At 65.6% G+C, this 15,624-nt stretch carries 16 protein-coding genes; 8 read left to right on the plus strand and 8 right to left on the minus strand.

Translation table 11 applies throughout. The features are described 5' to 3' along the window. Positions 1–10: 10 nt before the first annotated feature. Both ARTH_RS18020 and ARTH_RS18025 read right to left on the minus strand, forming a co-directional pair. Positions 11–343 carry an ArsR/SmtB family transcription factor gene (locus ARTH_RS18020; RefSeq protein WP_011693378.1) on the minus strand — a complete coding sequence of 111 codons (333 nt, stop codon included), beginning with the start codon at positions 341–343 and terminating at the stop codon, positions 11–13. A 58-nt stretch (positions 344–401) separates the two neighbouring features. Beyond that, the gene (locus tag ARTH_RS18025; protein ID WP_442852980.1) at positions 402–1,787 is read right to left on the minus strand and encodes an NtaA/DmoA family FMN-dependent monooxygenase; all 1,386 of its coding nucleotides are present in this window, start codon (positions 1,785–1,787) and stop codon (positions 402–404) included. 152 nt (positions 1,788–1,939) lie between these two features. Between ARTH_RS18025 and ARTH_RS18030 the strand changes: the two genes are divergently transcribed. From ARTH_RS18030 to ARTH_RS23980, 3 genes are read left to right on the plus strand one after another with little or no spacing between them, the layout of a single operon-like run. Then, positions 1,940–2,374, plus strand: coding sequence for a hypothetical protein (locus ARTH_RS18030; RefSeq protein ID WP_232223547.1), 435 nt, complete (start codon positions 1,940–1,942; stop codon positions 2,372–2,374). Continuing rightward, the gene (locus ARTH_RS18035) at positions 2,371–3,120 is read left to right on the plus strand and encodes a cyclase family protein (protein ID WP_011693381.1); all 750 of its coding nucleotides are present in this window, start codon (positions 2,371–2,373) and stop codon (positions 3,118–3,120) included. Before ARTH_RS18030 ends, ARTH_RS18035 begins: the two co-directional genes overlap by 4 nt. A gap of 46 nt (positions 3,121–3,166) precedes the next feature. After that, the gene (locus ARTH_RS23980; RefSeq protein WP_011693382.1) at positions 3,167–3,928 is read left to right on the plus strand and encodes an IclR family transcriptional regulator; all 762 of its coding nucleotides are present in this window, start codon (positions 3,167–3,169) and stop codon (positions 3,926–3,928) included. Here the strand turns inward: ARTH_RS23980 and ARTH_RS18045 are convergent. Next, positions 3,921–4,697: an IclR family transcriptional regulator gene (locus ARTH_RS18045; protein WP_011693383.1), complete on the minus strand. Its 777-nt coding sequence runs from the start codon at positions 4,695–4,697 to the stop codon at positions 3,921–3,923. The genes ARTH_RS23980 and ARTH_RS18045 overlap by 8 nt on opposite strands. A gap of 188 nt (positions 4,698–4,885) precedes the next feature. Further along, positions 4,886–6,343: an amino acid permease gene (locus tag ARTH_RS18050; RefSeq protein WP_011693384.1), complete on the minus strand. Its 1,458-nt coding sequence runs from the start codon at positions 6,341–6,343 to the stop codon at positions 4,886–4,888. Positions 6,344–6,643: 300 nt separating this feature from the next. Here ARTH_RS18050 and ARTH_RS18055 point away from each other — a divergent pair, with 300 nt between their 5' ends. Together ARTH_RS18055 and ARTH_RS18060 are read left to right on the plus strand one after the other, a co-directional pair. Next, positions 6,644–7,693 (plus strand): homoserine dehydrogenase, encoded by a 1,050-nt coding sequence (locus ARTH_RS18055; RefSeq protein ID WP_011693385.1) that lies wholly within the window; start codon positions 6,644–6,646, stop codon positions 7,691–7,693. 7 nt (positions 7,694–7,700) lie between these two features. Continuing rightward, a complete protein-coding gene (locus ARTH_RS18060) occupies positions 7,701–9,095 on the plus strand; it encodes an aldehyde dehydrogenase family protein (RefSeq protein ID WP_011693386.1) in 1,395 nt (464 codons plus the stop codon). A 13-nt stretch (positions 9,096–9,108) separates the two neighbouring features. Here ARTH_RS18060 and ARTH_RS18065 read toward each other — a convergent pair whose 3' ends face one another. Further along, on the minus strand, positions 9,109–9,582 hold the full coding sequence (locus ARTH_RS18065) for an Lrp/AsnC family transcriptional regulator (protein ID WP_011693387.1): 474 nt from the start codon (positions 9,580–9,582) through the stop codon (positions 9,109–9,111). Positions 9,583–9,665: 83 nt separating this feature from the next. On the opposite strand from ARTH_RS18065, the gene ARTH_RS18070 reads away from it, so the two are divergent. After that, entirely contained in the window at positions 9,666–10,364 is a 699-nt protein-coding gene (locus ARTH_RS18070) for an HAD hydrolase-like protein (RefSeq protein WP_011693388.1), read from the plus strand. A gap of 55 nt (positions 10,365–10,419) precedes the next feature. Beyond that, positions 10,420–11,667 (plus strand): NYN domain-containing protein, encoded by a 1,248-nt coding sequence (locus tag ARTH_RS18075; RefSeq protein ID WP_011693389.1) that lies wholly within the window; start codon positions 10,420–10,422, stop codon positions 11,665–11,667. A 100-nt stretch (positions 11,668–11,767) separates the two neighbouring features. Here ARTH_RS18075 and ARTH_RS18080 read toward each other — a convergent pair whose 3' ends face one another. Next, the gene (locus ARTH_RS18080; protein ID WP_011693390.1) at positions 11,768–12,031 is read right to left on the minus strand and encodes a GlsB/YeaQ/YmgE family stress response membrane protein; all 264 of its coding nucleotides are present in this window, start codon (positions 12,029–12,031) and stop codon (positions 11,768–11,770) included. A gap of 323 nt (positions 12,032–12,354) precedes the next feature. Here ARTH_RS18080 and ARTH_RS18085 point away from each other — a divergent pair, with 323 nt between their 5' ends. After that, the gene (locus ARTH_RS18085; protein ID WP_011693391.1) at positions 12,355–13,815 is read left to right on the plus strand and encodes a hypothetical protein; all 1,461 of its coding nucleotides are present in this window, start codon (positions 12,355–12,357) and stop codon (positions 13,813–13,815) included. Positions 13,816–13,824: 9 nt separating this feature from the next. On the opposite strand, the gene ARTH_RS18090 is transcribed toward ARTH_RS18085, so the two are convergent. Both ARTH_RS18090 and ARTH_RS18095 read right to left on the minus strand, forming a co-directional pair. Continuing rightward, entirely contained in the window at positions 13,825–14,742 is a 918-nt protein-coding gene (locus ARTH_RS18090; RefSeq protein ID WP_011693392.1) for a DUF817 domain-containing protein, read from the minus strand. A 79-nt stretch (positions 14,743–14,821) separates the two neighbouring features. Then, a complete protein-coding gene (locus ARTH_RS18095) occupies positions 14,822–15,595 on the minus strand; it encodes an oxygenase MpaB family protein (protein ID WP_011693393.1) in 774 nt (257 codons plus the stop codon). Between the last annotated feature and the right edge of the window lie 29 nt (positions 15,596–15,624).

Genomic DNA, 15,624 nt, shown 5'->3' on the forward strand with positions numbered 1-15,624 from the left:
CGAAACCTTCCTATCCTTCAGCCAGAATGTCTGCGATCCGCTCGGCGCGCTGCCGCCAGATCGCTTCATACTCGTCAAGCAGCCGGCGGGCTTTCTGCAGGGCTTCACGGTTACCCCGCACGATCTGCTCCCTTCCGCGCTTCTCCTTGGTGACCAGGGAAGCGCGCTCCAACACCGCCACGTGCTTCTGTACGGCGGCGAAGCTCATGGCGTAGAGGGCTGCGAGGCCGGAAACAGAATAATCCGCCACGGCCACCCGCCGGACGATGTCCCGGCGGGTGGTATCCGCGAGCGCTTGGAACAGGCGGTCAACGTCGGCATCACTCAACTGATCTACAACCATTTGGTTGTAGATTATGACTGCCGCGTCCTGCTGTCAATGGGTCAACGCTGTCAACGGGTTAGCGCTGGCGGAATCCGGCCCCGTAAGCCGTGCCCGCCATCAGGTCCGCACCGTCGGCACGGAGCCGGGAGCGCAATGTGCCCTTCTTCGGTTCCGTGTCGTAGAGCCCCCTCTTGGCAAGCTCCGGCACCACCAGCTCCGCGAAGTCATTCAGGGAACCCGGGCTGACCAGCGGGTTGATCATGTAGCCATCCAGCCCCGACGCCGCCGCGTGGTCCTGGATCTGCGAGGCGACATCCTCCGGCGTGCCGATGAACAGCAGGTCCGTTCCGCGGGTGACCTCGGAGAATTTGCGCCGCACATCCCCCGCGGTGAGCGGCCGGTCCTGCGGCGCCCCCTTGACCACGTAGGAAGTGAGTCCGTTGGATGCCGTGGCCAGCGGCTCGTCGTTGGCGTATTTGCTGAGGTCGATCCCGGTGTCGCCGGCATAGCTGACCAGCTGCGCCTCCAGATGGTAGTTGCGCTGCAGTTCCTCGTACTTTTCCTGCGCTTCGATCGCGGTGGGCGCGGTGATGATCCGGGCGAGCGCCATGGAGCGGACCTCGCCGGCGGGACGGCCACCCTCCAGCGCCCGCCGGTTGATATCCGCCAGGCCTGCGGCGATTTCCTGCGGGTCCTTCTTGGGCAGCAGGATCACTTCGGCATGCTTGGCGGCGAATTCGCGGCCCCGCGGAGACCACCCCGCCTGGAACAGGGTGGGGGTCCGCTGCGGCGACGGCGAGGTCAACGACGGTCCGTCGACCCGGAAATGCTCGCCGTCGTGGTTGATCGGCTGGACGGAACCGGGACGCGCATACATCCTTTCGCTCTTGCTGCCGACGACGGCGTCGCCCGCCCAGCTGCCTTCCAGCAGTTTGTAGAACACATCCATGAACTCGTCCGCGCGGCCGTACCTGTCCGCGTGCTTGAGCATCTCGTCCATACCGAAGTTCCTGGCCGCGCTGGAAAGGTATGAGGTGACGATATTCCAGCCGATCCGGCCGTTGCTGAGGTGGTCCAGGGTGCCGAAGCGGCGGGCAAGGGAGAACGGGTGCTCGTAGGTGGTCGACGCCGTGATGACGAAGGACAGCCGCTCCGTCAGCGCCGCCAGCGCCGGGACATAGATGAACGGGTCATTCGCCGGTGCCTCGACAGCCCAGCCCAAGGCCGCGTCGGCAGATCCGCCGTAGACGTCATAGAGGCCCAGCACGTCGGCGAAGAACAGCGCATCAAGGTTGGCCTGTTCCGCCGTCACGGCCACATCCCGCCAGCGGTCCAGGGAATTTACCGCCAGGCGGTCATCCAGCGGATGCGTCCAGAGGCTTGGGGCGCCGCCGCAACCGACGCTTGCCTGTTCGTAGAGGGCAAAAAGCAGCGGGGTGGCGGGGGTGCTCAAGGGAATCACTTCGCTTTCGTAGACGGGGCAATGGCAATCTATGTGCATCATATACAAGTAAATATGCTTGTGCTGCTCATCACAGTCTGTCAGGATGAATCAAAAGCCGCACGACGGCTCCGGACGATCGAGGGAAGAGGCATCAAGGCATGGATATTGGAATGAAAAGTGTGCGCAAACTCCGCGTCCACTGGCCCATTGGCGCAGGTTCCCTGAGGCGGCTGGTGGAGGGCGACCTGGAGGTCCTGAAGGCGGACCCCGGCCTTTCGTCACTTTTCGACACACTCGAGTCCTGCCCCGATCTCGGGGACTTCGGAAACTACCGGCATGTTTTCGAATCGAGTCTCGGCTTCGAGGGCTTCACGGCATCGGCCGGGGCAAATCCCACCTTCGGCCGCGCAGATGAAAGAACGTTTTCGCCCACCTTTGTCCTGACCACGTATCTGGACGCGGATCTGTCCGAGGAGGCCGTCAGCCGGCTCGTGGAGCGCATGATCGAAGTTCACCCCTGGGAGGTGCCGGTCATCGAACTTTCCGGGCCGGTCCGGGTTTCCACGGCAGCGTCTGTTCGTCCCGCACTGGGGCGGGCATCATGACGGTCCAGGCCACCGGGCTCTGGGAAGGTTTCCAGTCGCTGCTGTCCGGCCGGTCGTTCACCGATCTGACGCACGCCTTCCACCCCGGCCAGCCACACTTCCCTGCTTTTCCGGACGAACGCCGGACGGCTCTTTTCGATCTGGAAAACGGCGACGGCTTCACGGCACACGTCTACTCCATCGTCGGCCAGTGGGGCACCCACGTCGACCCGCCGTCGCACTTTATCCGTGGCGGGCGAACGCTGGACAACATCCCCGTGGATGACATGGTGCTGCCCCTGGTGGTGCTGGACATCAGCACCAGGGCCGCGGGTGACGCTGACGCCACGCCCACGCTGGATGACGTCAGCGCGTGGGAGGAGCGCAACGGAAGGATCCCGGCGGGCGCGTTCGTGGCGCTCCGGACCGGCTGGAGCAACCGCTGGCCGGACCCGGAGGCCATGGCGAACCGGGATCGCGACGGCGTCAGCCACACCCCGGGCTGGTCCCGGGAGGTGCTGTCCTTCCTGGTCGGCGAGCGGAACATCACGGCGATCGGCCACGAGCAGACCGACACGGACCCGGGCAAGGCGACGTCGAACCAGGACTTCAGCCTGGAAACCTACATCCTTGCCCAGGATTGCTGGCAGATAGAGCTGCTCGCCAACCTGGACGGCCTGCCGGAATCAGGTGCCGTGCTGGTGGCTGCCTGGCCGAAGCCGCAAGGCGGAAGCGGATTCCCCGCCCGGGTCTTCGCGATCCACTAGGAACAATCCCCCTGCCCCTCCTGAGCCAGGAACTAAGATCGGATCCATGTCGAAGATCTCCAGCATGGGCCGCGGAATGCAAGTCGTCTTCGCCGTCGGGTCCCGTCACAAGGGCGGGGCGCGGGGCGCGACGGTCGGGGACATCGCCGCAGATCTCGGCAAGGACCGCAGCCAGATCTCTCGCGGGCTCAAGGCCGCCCAGCAGGAAAACTTCCTGCTGCGTGGCGGGCACCGGGAGTATTCGCTGGACTGGAGCCTCTATACGGATGCGCAGTTGCTCACTGAGCAAAGGCTGCGGACCGAGGGATTGACGGCATTGGAGGGGCTCGTCGAGGATACCGGCGAAGGCTGCTTCCTGGGTGTCCTCAACGGTGACAGCACCGTGACCATCGGTGAGCATGTCCCGTCGAACAGCACGATGGTGGGCTCGTGGATCGGCCGGCCCTACCCCGCGTACTGCAGCGACGCCGGCCAGGCGCTGCTGTGGGACTCCAGCGATGCCGAGGTCCGTGCCGTCTTCAGCCATACCGAATTTGTGCGCCACGGCCCCAACACTCCCGCCGACGTCGAGGACTTCCTTGTTCGCCTGGCCGGGGCGCGGGAGCGCGGATACTCGGTGGTGGATGAAGAGGCGGAGCCTCGCCTGTACTCCGTGGCCGTTCCGGTGCGCGACTTCCGCGGCGAGACCGTCGCCGCGTTGCAGGTGGTCGGATCAAAGGCGCGGCTGGAGCCGAAGTGCGACGAGATTGCTGCCGCGGCCCTGAAGTGGGGCGGCCGGTTGGAAGCGGCCCTGGGGCGTCCTAGCTGACTCCGGCGCCGGCCGCACCCACCGCTGCGAGGCGCCTTGCCGCCGAGTGCAGTGCATCGGCAATTTCCCCGGTCCGGAGCTCAACAGCGTTGCGGCTGCCCAGGACGGAGAGGGCTGCGCTGACCCGTCCGTCCGGATCCCTCACGGGCACGGCCAGCTCATGGACATCGTGCTCAAACTCCTCGGCCGCCCTGATGAAGCCCTGCGGCCGGTCCTGCTCCATCAATTCGCACACTTCCGGCACGGAGTGGGCCGCCCTGGGGCCGCCCACGCCGATGAAGTCCATGCCCTGAAGGAGCTCCTCAAGATCGGCTGCCTTGTGGTCCCAGAGCAGGGCACGGCCTGATCCCGTGCACCAGACGGGTGTGACCATGCCCGGTTTCACAAAGCTTCCCAGCACGCCGTCATTGCTGGACGTCCTGAGGAGGATCACCCGCACACCGTCACGGACTGACAGCCGGGCCCGCAGCCCGAACTCCGCCACGAAGAGTTCCAGTTCGCTCTTGGCCTGGCCGATCCAGCCGACGTTGAGGCTGGCCGCAAGCTGGAAGAAGGCCGGACCGGCACGGAACGGTCCGCGTTCCACCCGCTCCAGAATGGCCAGCTCGCACAGCTCCTGGGTAAGCCGGGACACCCGGCTTTGGTCCATCTCCAATTCGGCGGCGAGCTGAGATACCCCCAACAGTCCCCTGCCCCTCTTCTCGCGGTCGACGATCAGCCGGACAATGCGAAGGCCCTGGCCCAGCGATGACGCTTCCGACAATTCCAAGCTGAACCGCTCCCTCTGGTGGACTTCAACGCCCATTCTCACACAGCGCAGGCAGTGGTGACCGGCAGCTTTCGTCCTGCCGGAACGGCCGCCTTCGGAGGCACACGCCAAGGCCCGGCGGCCGAACACTGGTTCGGCCGCCGGGCATGCGGGTTGCCGCAGATCTGCCGTAGATCTGCCGCAGCAGGCTACTTGGCGAGCTGCTGCCGCCGTCCGTACTTGTAGTAGAAGAAGGCGTAGCAGGCACCCACAAACGGAATGCCGAAGTACAGGGCTGCGACCTGGTTCGGGTCGAAAGCGATGCCGATCAGCGAGATGAGGCACAGCGCGAAGGCAAGGATCGGAACCACCGGGAACAGCGGCGCCTTGTAGGCGAGGTCGTCGACGTTTCCGCCGTTCCGAACGAAGGCCCGCCTGTGGAAGAAGTGCGACGCCGTGATGGACATCCATACCCCCACAACAGCGAACCCGGCGACAGAAACCAGCGCGAGATAGACCGATTCCGGAGCGACCACGCTGCTGATGAGCGAAGCCAGCCCGCCGACCATGCTGACGCAGAGGGCGATGAGGGGAATCCCGCGTTTGGTGAGCTTCCGGAATGCCTTCGGCGCGTGCCCTTCCTCGGACAGGGAAAAGAGCATCCTTGCGCAGGAGAACAAGCCGCTGTTTCCGGCGGAGAGCAGCGCGGTGATGATGACGAAGTTCATGATGTCCGCGGCATAGGGGATGCCGATGGAGGAAAAGACGGTGACGAAGGGGCTCTCGTCCAGGCCTACCTGGTCAAAGGGGATGGTGGCGGCGATGACTGCGATGGCGCCTACAAAGAAGATGAGCAGGCGGAACACCGTGGTCCGCATTGCTTTGGGAATGCTTGTCTCGGGGTTGGCCGTTTCGCCCGCTGCGACGCCGATGAGTTCCGAACCGGAGAACGCGTAGAAGACCGCCAGGGCAGTCACCAGGACGCCGGAAAAGCCGTTGGGGAATAGTCCGCCCGACGTGTTGAAGTTTTCGAGCAGGAACGGGTGGGAGCCGCCGGCCAGCGGGTGGAAGCCGACCAGTGCGGCGCTGCCAAAGGCAATCAGGACCACGATGGCGCCCACCTTGATGATGGAGAACCAGAACTCGGATTCGCCGAAGAACCGCGAAGAGACGGCGTTCAGGGCAAACAGGATGGACGCGAAAACGACGCACCAGACCCACACCTCAATTCCCGGGAACCACCGCTGCATGAGCAGGCCGGCCGCGGTGAACTCGGATCCCAGCGCCACGGCCCAGCACAGCCAGTAAAGCCACGCTGTGGTGAAACCGGTGGCGGGACCGATGGATCTGGCCGCGTAGATGTGGAACGCGCCCGAGACCGGGTAGGCGATGGCCAGTTCCCCGAGGCAGGCCATGACGAGGTAAACGACGAAGGCGCCCACGAGATACGCCAGAACCGCGCCCAGCGGGCCGGCCTGGGAGATCGTGTAGCCCGAACTGAGGAAAAGGCCCGACCCGATGACGCCGCCCATGGCGATCATCACCAGGTGCCGCGGGCCCATGGATCGCTGGAGCCCCGGCGCCGGACCGCGCTCTGGCGCAGCGGGTTCCGATTCAGGCGGTAAAGAAGCCTGCGGATCCAAGCGGGTTGTGGAGGAAAGTTCCATGAATTGCTCCCGGGAGAGTAGTCGAGGTGCGAACGGGATTGATGCACCGGAAAGCCTCGGAGGGCGTTGGGGACCAGACCGGTAAACCCAACCACCGTGATGAAAGTAACACCAAAACGCCTTTTTGATCTTTAAAAACATTCCTAGATGCATATATTGCACGATTGTTAAGGGCTGACGATACGTATGGCGTCATCCTTGGTCACTTTGCGCAGTCCTTTGGGCGGAATCACATGGCGGGACGGACACGGGGCGCCCTGAGCATGGAAACACCAAGCAATTCCGAGAGAAGGACACGGCATGACCACCTATGACCTTGCACTGATCGGCTTCGGCGGAGTGAACCGCAGCCTGGCTGAGCTGATCGCCGCCCGCGGGGAAGCACTCCGCGCCGAGGTGGGCTTCGGCCTGCGTGTAGTTGCCATCACGGATCTGCGCCTCGGGTCCCTCGTGGACGCCGGCGGTATTGATCTGTCCATGGCCCTGGCGCTGGGCGGCGACGGCGAAACCTTTGCCCGGCACGGCGGTTCCGCGGAGCCGGATAACGAGGGCGTGATCCGCAACTGCGCAGCGGACATCATCTGCGAGGCCACCTTCACCAATCCCGAGGACGGCGAGCCCGCGGTGTCGCACGTCCGCTGGGCACTGGAGTCGGGCAAGAGCGTCTGCACCACCAACAAGGGACCCGTGGCGCTTCGGGGCCGGGAACTGGCAGCCCTGGCGGAACGGCAAGGTGTCCGCTTCGAGTTTGAAGGTGCCGTCATGAGCGGCACTCCGGTGATCCGGCTTGCCAAGCAGATGTTCGGCGGCCTGCAGCTCAACGGCTTCGAAGGGATCATGAACGGCACCAGCAACTACGTTCTGGGGCGCATGGAAGCCGGCTTTGAACTTGCTGAGGCTGTCCGGGAGGCCCAGGAGCTGGGTTACGCAGAGGCGAATCCCGCCGCGGACCTCGAGGGTTTCGACGTGCAGCTGAAGGTGCTGATCCTCGCCAACGAATTGCTTGGCGGGAACCTGGAACTGAAGGACGTCCGCCGGGAGGGAATCTCCGCGCTGACGCCCGGGGATATCCGGGCAGCCGCTTCGTCCGGCCGGCGCTGGAAGCTGATCGGATCCGCCAGGCGGACTCCCGACGGCGGCATCGCGGCAAGCGTTGCACCGCGCGCCGTTGATGTTGCGCACAGCCTTGCCGGCATTTCGGGCGCCACGAACGCGGTTTCGTTCGAGACCGACCTGCTGGGCCCCGTGACGGTTTCCGGCCCCGGCGCCGGACGCATCGAGACGGCCTACGCGCTGCTCTCCGACATCATGGCCATCCACAAGATGTCGGAAGGACTGGCACGTGTCTGAGGCCACCATGCTGCAGGTTGTCCGCGCCCCACGGCTCCACGAGGTGACCAGTCCCTACGACGGCAGGGTTGTGGGAGACGTCCCCATCACCGATGTCAGTGCTGTCGAAGAAGTGATGGCCGCGGCACGCTCCGGCGCCGTGGCGGCGAAATCCCTGTCCCGCCATGAACGTGCCGCCATCCTGTCCGCGGCCGCCTCCGACATCGAGCGCAGGAGCGGGGTCTTTGCCCGGACCATTGTGGCGGAGGCCGGGAAGACCGTCCGCCAGGCGCGCAAGGAGGTGCACCGGGCCATCAACACCCTCCGGCTGTCCGCAGAGGAGGCACGGCGCGGCGCCGGCGAGGTCATCCCCTTCGACTCCTATGCCGGATCAGAGGACCGGACCGGCTGGTTCACACGTGAGCCGCTGGGGATCATTGCGGCCATCACTCCTTTCAACGATCCCCTCAACCTGGTGGCACACAAGGTGGGCCCGGCGATCGCAGGGGGCAACGCCGTCGTACTCAAGCCGTCAGCCCTCACGCCGTTGTCCGCACAGCTGCTGGCCGACGCCCTGTACGACGCCGGCCTGCCGCCGGAGGTCCTGACGGTGGTCCACGGCGGGAGGGATGTTGCGGCTGCCATCATCAGGACCCGGGACGTGCGGATGGTGTCCTTTACCGGCGGGTTCGCGACCGGTGAGGCAATCGCCCGCACGGCCGGGTTGAAGAAGCTCGCCATGGACCTGGGCGGCAACGCACCGGTGATAGTCCTTGACGATGCGGATGTGGACCGTGCGGTGGATTCCTGCGTATCCGGAGCGTTCTGGGCTGCGGGGCAGAACTGCGTGGGAGTGCAGAGGATCCTGGTCCACCGCTCCATCTACGGCGAATTCCGTGCAAAGTTCCTGGCGGCCACCAGCGCGCTGGTCACCGGGGACCCCGCCGAGGAACGGACCGACGTTGGCCCCATGATTACCCCCGCTGCAGTTCGGGAGGTCCAGCTCAAGATCAGCGGGGCCGTTGACGCCGGCGCGACGGTCCTGGCGGGGAACCGGGCGGAGGGAAATGTCCTGCTGCCCACGGTCCTGGAGTCCGTTCCGGAGGATTGCCGCCTCTGGCAGGAGGAAGTCTTCGGACCGGTGGTGATGCTCAGGGCTTTCAGCACGTGTGCCGAAGCCATCGAACTGGCGAACTCCATCGAGTTCAGCCTGCATGCAGGCATCTTCACCCGCTCGCTCGCGTCCGCCATGGGCGCGGCACGGGACCTGGACGCGGGCGGCGTGATGATCAATGACTCCTCCGATTACAGGTTCGACGGCATGCCGTTCGGCGGGTCCAAGTACGGCAGCATGGGCCGCGAAGGCGTCCGGTTCGCCCTTGAGGAGATGACGCAGCCCAAGGTGGTCTGCATCAGAAGCTAGCGAGGCAGCAGGCCTATGGCCCGGCCGTTCCGGGCCCGTCTGATCCCTGCCGCCGGATGACGTTGGACAGGGTCAGCGCCGTGACGGTATCGCCGACCCCGGGCAGCGCCGCGATCTGCTCCCAGATCTCCTGGACCCTGTCCAGCGAGCGCGCCTCCAGCCTCACCAGCAGGTCAAAGTCGCCGCTCAGGACATCGCACAGGACCACTTCGGGAATGGTCCGCAGCGCTGCCAGGACGTCGGCACCACGCATGCGGTCCTTGCGGTAAATCATGAGGAATGCGGAGACCATGCTCTGGCCCACGCTGCCCGCCACAATCGTGTAGCCCTGGATGTAGCCCTGCCGCTCCAGGCGGTCAACACGCTGCCGCACGGCGTTCCGGGACAAAAGCACCCTGCCGGCCAGTTCGGCATGGGACACCCGGGCATTCTTCGTCAGTTCCGCAAGGATCTTCTGGTCGATGTGATCCAAACCCGCCCCGTCCATCCCTACCCTCCGCCGCAATCATCGGCTCACCCTTGTCCCTTGGACAGGGTGGCCGATGCCGTAGCCAGAAAGGCTCCGCAGAAATGATACGTCCACACCGGGACAATCAGCCGCCCGCCGCCATCACCTGCATTCTGTTCGACATGGACGGGACGCTTCTGGATTCCGCTCCGGGCGTGATGGACAGCGCTGCCCGGGCGCTCAGGGCGGTGAATGCCCCCGTCCCTCCACGCGGGGAACTGCTCAAGTATGTCGGACCGCCCATGTACGAGTCGTTCAGGCACAGCGCCGGGCTGGACGAAGCAACCGCCCGGGACGCGCTCCGGCACTATCGCGCAGCCTACGCCGAGACAGGGGCACTGCAATCCGGCCTATTTGGCGGTATTGACAGCCTTTTGGGTCAGCTGGATTCGTTGCAGTGTCCGATGGCGGTGGCAACGTCCAAGGTGGAGGACCAGGCGGTCCGGCTGGCCATCGCCCTTGGGATTGACCGTCACTTCGCTGACATCTGCGGTGCCTCCGACGCAGCAGGAAGGGCCTCCAAGGAGGATGTCATTGCCGAATCGCTGGCACGGCTCGATGCACAGGGGGTGGACATCTCCGGCGCGGTCATGGTGGGCGACCGGAGCTACGACATTGCCGGAGCGGCCGCACACCGGATCCCTACGATTTTTGTCTCGTGGGGCTACGGGGAACCGTCGGAGGCCCGTGGCGCTGCGGCTGTTGCACAGACGCCCGATACTCTTGGGCGGCTGCTATCCGCCGGCGTCCCGACCGCCTGAGCGTGTCGTGAATAAGGCGGCTGCAGGTTTTCCGGCGTGCTGGCACACTGGGCAGATGAAAGAGTCGCCGTCCCCTGCCCGACGGCCCGGAATCCGGGCGGCCATGTTTGTCGACTTCGACAACGTGTACACGGGGTTGCTGGCCCTCGATCCCCTGGCGGCGAAGCGTTTCGCCGAGGATCCCAAACACTGGGCCGATGCCTTGTCAGCCGGCGGCTCCGCCGAAAGTTCCCGCCGCTTCCTGATCAGAAACTGTTACCTGAACCCGGTGGTGTACTCGAAGTACCGGACGTACTGGACCCGTGCCGGTTTCCGGGTGATCGACTGCCCGTCGCTGACGCAGCGCGGGAAGTCCAGCACCGACATCAACCTGGTGCTGGATGCGATGGACGCGTTGTCCGGCAGCGCAGGCATCGACGAGTTCTTCATCGCTTCGGCAGATGCCGATTTCACGTCCCTCATCCAGCGGTTCCGGGCAGCGGACAAGATGACCACGGTCATCGCCGCCGGTGCGGTTGCCTTCGCCTACCGCGAGATGGCGGACAGCGTGGTGGAGTCCCACGACTTCGTGGCGATCCTCAACGGCACCACCGCTGAGCCAATCCGCGCCGTCGCCTCTGTCCAGCCCCTGCAGGCACAGACGGCCGCCAAGGTAAAACCCAAGGCAAAGTCGAAGGCCGTTTCCGCCGCGGTCCGGGAGGTCTGCGATTTCGTCCGGGCCGCACCGGGTCCTGTTGTCGGAGCCATGGTGGCCCACCGTGCACTCACGGCGGACCCTTCCCTGAAAACAGACTGGGGCGGGTACGGGAAGTTCGGGACCTGGGTGGCCCAGATCGGCAACGGTGTTGAATACTCCCCCTCACGGGGCGGCTGGGTCTGGGACGCGCAGAGGTTTTCCAGCGACGACCTGCCCGCCGATGCGGACGTCGAGCCCGGCATCGAGGAACGGGTCACCAGGGTGACGGACGTGCCCGCACTCTCCGAGGCGCAGTTCCGGCAGCTATTCCAGGCTATGGCAGCACGGCTTCGCGAACAGCCGGTCAACCGCAACGAGCTCTCCCGGCTCGTCCGGGATGACTGCGTCACCGCCGGCCAGCCGGTGTCCCGCGGTGCGGTGAACTTTGTGGTCCAGGGCCTCGGCTACGTCAATTACCAGCTCAATGAAGATGCGACGGCGGAGGGGCTGGCGGCGGCCTGGACCGAGAACGTGGAAGAGCTCTGCCGCGTGGCGCTGATGGAGTTCGACGACGGCGAGAAGGCGGCGCTGCGCCGCTGGGCCAGCGGCGGCTACCTGGCGGCCTAGTTGCGCTGCGGCGGGCGCCGGTGAGAGGACGACGGCGGGGAGGAGTCGCCGTCGTCCGTCTCGGTTTTCTTTGCCTTACGCCGGCCTCACAAGCCGCGGGTCAGGCCCTGCTTCGACGCGTGACGGCACCGAAGATGCCCAGCACAATCACGGCGCCCAGAATAGCCAGCAGCCAGGTCCTGAGATCGAAGAACTCAGCGAGGCCGCCGCCGAAGACCAGCGAACCGATCCATCCGCCAAGGATGGCGCCGACCACACCCAGTACCAGGGTGACTACCCAGCCGCCGCCCTGCCTTCCGGGAAGTATGGCCTTTGCGATAGCTCCCGCGATCAAGCCGAGCAGGAGAAATCCGAGAATTCCCATGACGAGCTTCCTTCCGAATGAGAGAACCGCTTAGCTGCGGCAGGTGCAGGGATTCCTGCTGGGCGGGTCATGCCCCTTGCCTGCTGACCTCCGCGGTCCGGGTTGCCGGCACCTGCCGGTGAGTGCATTCTAGGGATTGTCCTGTGGCCCGTCACGAGTGGCCGCCACCCGAATATGCGGCCGCCTACGTGCACCGCCGTCACCGACTACCCGCATCCCGCGCCCGAGGCCGAGGCCGAGGCCGAGGCCGAGGCCGAGGCCAAAATACCCTAGTGGGTATGCCTGCTCAACCATAGCCTTGGCTTCTGGAAAGGAGGCCGAAGATGCCCGTTTGCGGAATCGAAATCGGCGGTGGGTTCGGGCGGGGCGGACGGTGGATAGCGTGCGCCGCGGCCGCCCTGCTGGTGCTGGCGGGATGCTCATCCGGAGGCGGGACGCCGGGTGCAAGTCCGTCGGAGGGGACGCCGACCGCGACAGTCACTACGCCGCCCGCCTCCTCATCAAGCGGACCTGGAACAACCGGGCTGCCCGAAGCGGTCTTTACGGACCAGGAACTCGTGGCGATCATCAACGGAGTGGCTCAGCACCGGGGCGTGCAGTTTCCCACGGCGCAGGACTCCGCCCGTCAGCGAAGCGGAGCCTCGAGCGGCACCTTCCCCCAAGTCAGCACCGAGACGACACCCAGCGAGTGCACCAGCCTCGTCCCCCAAAACCCCTTCAGCCGCTGGGCCGACAAGGGCGTGAACTTCGCCGAGGGCGCCATGCCGATGGGTGCGCAGTCGGGACCGGCCACCACCATCATGATCACACTGCGAAGCGCGGAAAAGGATGCCATCGCCAAGGCCGATTTCGGCTACACGGACGATCTGGCGTCCCGTTGCGGCCACTTTGACCTGGCATCAACGGAGTCGGGCCGGACCTCCACATACGCCGTCCAGCTCTTGGCGGCTCCCCCGATCGGGGAGAAACAGCACGGCTTGATGCAGACCACAAAGCCGAAGGGCCCGGGGGACTACGGCTCGGTGGTACTGCGGTCTCTTGCAGGAACAATGTCCATCACCCTGAGTCTGGCTGTCGCCGAGCTCAACTCAGAGGCCGACGCGAAGCCTGCCCTCGACTCCATGGCCGCCCTGGCGAAGGAACTCATCGACCAGGCCGTGACGAAGCCTCCGACAGTTGCCCCGCCGCCGTCCAACTCCCGGTCCGCTGATGATCTCGTGGCACTGTTCAAGGGCGTCACCGGGCCGGACGGAAGTCCCGTGGCACTGCCCGGCGCCTCGGTTATCGGCCCGGCGCCCGGCTCTTCCGCGGGTCCGTCGCTGCAGGGGCCGGTGCCTCCGTGCACCTACAACGACGAAGCATATTACGGCTCGCTCCTGGGCTCGGTCCTCGGCCAGGGGCAGATCCAAGGTGCCAGCAAGATGGATTACACCGAATTCAGCGTGATCAGCATGCCGACGACGGCGGCGCCGCCTTATCCCTTGGACACCCGGGCGGCTGCACTCCGGGATTGCGCGACGATCCAGGAGGTCATTCTTGGCGGCGGCTCGCGTGAGTGGTCGGCCGTTTCGAAGCTGAACACAACCATTGCCGCCGACTCAAGCTACGCCGTCGCCTATCAGTTGTCGGACGGGACGGGCGAATGGCACGTCCGGGCCGGCGCGCGCAAGGGGACGTTGTCGGTGGAGGCCAATAACAGGACGTCCTCGAAGGCCGCAGCCCAGGCCACCGCCGACGCGCTGGCGGCCTTCTTTGGCAGCGTGTTCTCCCATGCCGGGCTGTAGAACCTTTCCTCACATTGGGGGCCGTGCGATCCCTCCCGGAACCACATGCAGACGGGTTTCACCGCCGGTATCCTCCGTCGCTTCCGGCGGCTGCGGCTTGTAGACCCAGGCCACCAGCACCACTGAGATGATCATCAGCAGGAACCACGAAACCAGCTTGTCGGGCGACACCATGTGCCAGCCGTCCACCTGGTTGGGGTAGAGCCAGGCCCCCGACCAGGTGGCGATGTTCTCCGCAATCCAGATGAACAGCGCCACCAGGAGGAACGCCAGGACCAGCGGCATCCGGAAGGTCCGGCGGAAGACGCGGAAGTGCATGACGCACCGTCCAAAGACGATTACGACGGCGGCCAGCAGCACCCAGCGCGCGTCCCAGGTGTAGTGGTGGGTGAAGAAGTTCACGTAGACGGCCGCGGCAATGACCGCGGTGATCCACCGCCGCGGGTACCGTGCAAAGCGCAGGTCGAAGAGCCGGTAGACACGCACCATGTAGGAACCGACCGCCGCGTACATAAAGCCGCTGAAGAGGGGCACCGCACCGATGCGAAGGAACCCTTCGGCCTCATAGGACCACGAGCCGACGTCGGTCTTGAACAGCTCCATCACCGTTCCCACGATGTGGAACAGGACAATAACCCTCAGCTCGCGGACAGTTTCCAGCCGTGTGGCCACCATCAGGATCTGGATGACGACGGCGGCCAGGGTCAGGAAGTCGTTCCGGGCCAAACCGGCGTCGTCCGGATACCACAGGCGTGCCGCCAGGAGCACGGCGAGGAGCGCGGCCCCAAAGATGCATGCCCAGCCCTGCTTGAGGCCGAAGACCACGAACTCGGTGAGCCTGGAGCGGGCGCCACCGGCTGGCCCTTTGTCCAGGAATCGGTGGGCACGCTGATCGATCAAGAGCTCTACGGATGTGAAACTCCGCACTGACGTACCCCGTTCCCCCGCCACGAGTGGCAATGTTGATTTCCCCGCCGGATTGAGCCGGACCAGGGCGTTTCAGAATCTAGGCCGGGCTGAGCCGGCCCAGGCAGTAGTTCTTGGGCCAGTGGCGGACCCGCCGCGGCAGCCGCGGATAGACCACGGCGGACCACCGCATGGTGCGGTCGAACCAGCGGCCGTGGCGCTCGCTCCACGGCAGTCCGAAACCCCGCCGGAGCTTGTCCGGCAGCAGGCCCGCGGTGATGAAGCGGGCCAGCGGCATGGCAAGGCGCTGCCACAGCAGGGGGTCCTCCGGATAGAGCAGGCTGCGGGCCACGTGTGACGTGACGTCGTCGGCTTCCAGCCCCTCCAGCGAGGTCTTCCAGTAGCTTCCGAACGCCTCGCGATCTGCCGGCCACAGTTCCGCGGGAAGCTGGAGGGCGGTGCCGAGTCTCACGTAGTCCCGGTACATGAGGTCTGCCGCGTCATCGTCCAGCGTTCCGTAGATTCTCTCGTAAACCGTGACGGCGGTGTCGTATAGGGTTGCCACCACCCAGAGCTGGGATTGCGCGTCGAAGGCGTCATAGCCGGCGGAGCGGGCGTCGGGCTTCCGGCGGACGGGGCCGTGGGCACGGTTCACGCGGCGACGCACCGCCGCCACCTGCTCCTCGGTGCCGTAGACAACGGCATACACGTAGGTGAGGGTGGCACGAAGCCGGTCCAGCGGACGCTCGGCAAAGTTGCTGTGCTCGGCGACGCCGTGACCCACCGCCGGGTTGGCGATCTGCAGCAGAATTGCCCGCCCTGCCCCAGCCAGCAGAACGCCTTCTGCTCCCATGTCGGCAAGTCCACGCACCATGCCCACACACTACCCGAGAGCCGACCCTC

The sequence above is a fragment of the Arthrobacter sp. FB24 genome, assembly GCF_000196235.1.
In the GTDB taxonomy this organism is placed as follows: domain Bacteria; phylum Actinomycetota; class Actinomycetes; order Actinomycetales; family Micrococcaceae; genus Arthrobacter.